Below are 2,469 nucleotides of genomic sequence, written 5' to 3' on the forward strand. Positions count from 1 at the left end.
TACCAACAAGTTTGTCTTCGCTTTGAAGAATTCCACTTGAAGCACAAGAGAATATTACAATGGTAATTAAGATTGATTTTATAAAATTCATATAATTTTGGTTTGTTCTACTTACTGCCAACGTTACGCATATGCCTAGTGGCGGATTGCGGGCGATTCAACTGTCAAACTACAATAAGTTTGTGCGGGCGAAAAGCCTTGCAAAGTACAGTAAAACAGCCATTAGGTATATGCGATGTTGGGCAACGTTATTTTTTTGATTTAGATATAGCTTTCTCTGTTATGTTTTCTTTAAACTTAGTCATGTTTGGGTAAATATAATCTTCTGTAATGCCAAGACTAATTAGTTTTTCGTTAATCTTAGGAATTAATTTTTTATGAATATTAAAGCAACCAGATACAGTATCAAGCATTAATGTTTCTCTCCATCTTCGTTCACCCACTTCTTTTTTCATGAACTTTACATATTCTGAATAGTTTTGCTCCAAAGGATACCAAGGATGATTATTATAAAAAAACAACCCTTCCTGATTGATTATGTTAGCATTGTTGATTATTTTATACAATTCATTGTCTGGTAGTAAAATAGACAAATCATTTTTGGACACAGTTTCATAAAGTATTCCTTCCTTCTTTAAATTATTATCAAACACATATTTCCACGTGTCAAATGTATTAGATTCACTGTGAGAATAATATAAAGACAGATAGTTTTCTATCTCCACTTCACTTTCGCAATAAGGCTCTTTATTTAATGAAAAAAACAAAGCTATGTAGGGATTAAAAGAATAATCTAGTAATGGAGTTGGAGCACCATAATGCTGCATGTAGCTTAAGTATGCGAGAGAGTTTTGTGGGTCTACACCTCCATTCTTAAGAAGTTGTTTTATAACTCCATTATTCCAAATCTTACAATTTTCAATAGCACTTTCTATAAATTCATTATAATGTTCTTGGATTGAATCAACTGGTACATTAATATGTAAGTCTTTAGTCATATAAACTCTTTGCGCAGAATTATACAACCTAAACTTTGCCTCTGGAACTCCTCGATAGATAAACCCTGTTCCTTTTGTCTGAAATTCTTTGAGTTTTGAAAAGACACCATTTATGTTTGAATTTTCATCTATCTTAAATCCTCCATTAACAAAATATGGCATCTTTTCTTCAAATGTACTGTATTCCTCTAATTCCATATGTTGTTTAAGAGTGGTTCTTTATAATATGTTCCTTCTGTATTAGTTTGTATAATGTTGCCCAACGTTTATGTGTAAGAAACGTTGCGTGTTTGTGTGCGAGGATTTTCCGAAGGAAAATCAGAAGCTAGCAAACAAAGCAACGACCAAACGGCTTAACTAAAATAAGCAATGTTTTTTACACGGTGTTGGCAACTGTGTTTTTATTCAATTATAAATTCATCGTCAGTTTCGACAATTTTAATTTCAATATCCCTTACGTCTTTTATTAGACTTTCAGTCAATTCCAAAAATGAATCAAAAAGGGGAATTATATTTCCATAAAATTTATTTCCGCTATTTTCAGACTCATTATTGTGATTCCAAAAATATATTTTACCAAAATTTTCTTTAGATAAATTTATAATATAAAAGTTTCCACCACCGTCATTTGCAATAGGCAAAAACTCTGTCGGTATTCTATTTTTTAAAGATTTTAAAGTTGAAAACATACTTGCCCAATATTCTTTATTATGCAATCCAAAGAAATATTTAAGAGACCACAATTGATTCTCTTTTTCAATATTTACTGTTATTGTGTCCAATTTTGGCTGTCCTCCGTTATTGGCTTTTAAAAAGTCAGAATAATTTTTGGGTAAAGAAAAACCAATTTGTTTTTCAAATTCTAAAATTGCTTTGGAGCTTATTTTCCCGAATTCGTTTGGTTTAATTATATCAATCATTTTATTAGATTTCGGTTTTTTTACATTGTTGCCAACGTTTTGTATAATTTTTAGTTGCGTGGATTAGGTACTAAAATAACAAAAAAACGCAAGCCAAAGGAAAAATCCGCAGGATTTTTCCGATTAAGTAACTACAAGCAATTAAATTTATACCATGTTATGTAGCGGTTTTGAATTTAGACAAAGATTTAAATGTCCTTTTTTTTTAGTTTTTGATATTTTTTCTTTCTCCGCAATTTTTGGTTTTCCGTTTCCGTTTTTAGAATTCCGTTCTATTAATTTTTACTAGCTTAAATTTTTAGAAATTCCGCTATTTTTATAATTCCGCAAACTTTGTTTTTTTATACAGTTCAAAAATCTAGTAATATTCCGCTTAATTTCCGCAAAATTTACGTTTGCTTTTTTCTGGGTTTTTACTGCTACATAACGTCTATGTGTATGGAAAGTTGCGTGCTTGTGTGCGAGGATTTTCCGTAGGAAAATCAGATGCAAGCAAGCAAAGCAACTCACATTGGTTAAGCTAAAAATAGCAATTTTTTATACACGGTGTT

2 protein-coding genes are annotated in these 2,469 nt (G+C 30.7%); both read right to left on the reverse strand.

Annotated elements, in window-relative coordinates:
* Positions 1 to 248: 248 nt before the first annotated feature.
* Positions 249 to 1,196, reverse strand: coding sequence for an FRG domain-containing protein (locus ACFQ1R_RS13195; protein WP_379926735.1), 948 nt, complete (start codon positions 1,194 to 1,196; stop codon positions 249 to 251).
* Between the two features lie 203 nt (positions 1,197 to 1,399).
* Positions 1,400 to 1,918 carry an SMI1/KNR4 family protein gene (locus ACFQ1R_RS13200; protein ID WP_379926736.1) on the reverse strand — a complete coding sequence of 173 codons (519 nt, stop codon included), beginning with the start codon at positions 1,916 to 1,918 and terminating at the stop codon, positions 1,400 to 1,402.
* Between the last annotated feature and the right edge of the window lie 551 nt (positions 1,919 to 2,469).

It is taken from the genome of Mariniflexile jejuense, from assembly GCF_042675665.1.
Lineage (GTDB): Bacteria > Bacteroidota > Bacteroidia > Flavobacteriales > Flavobacteriaceae > Mariniflexile > Mariniflexile jejuense.

Excerpts from the sequence above, each read along its gene's own strand:
- ACFQ1R_RS13195 (WP_379926735.1), bottom strand. The coding sequence starts at position 1,196 with ATGGAATTAGAGGAATACAGTACATTTGAAGAAAAGATGCCATATTTT.
- ACFQ1R_RS13200 (WP_379926736.1), bottom strand. The coding sequence starts at position 1,918 with ATGATTGATATAATTAAACCAAACGAATTCGGGAAAATAAGCTCCAAA.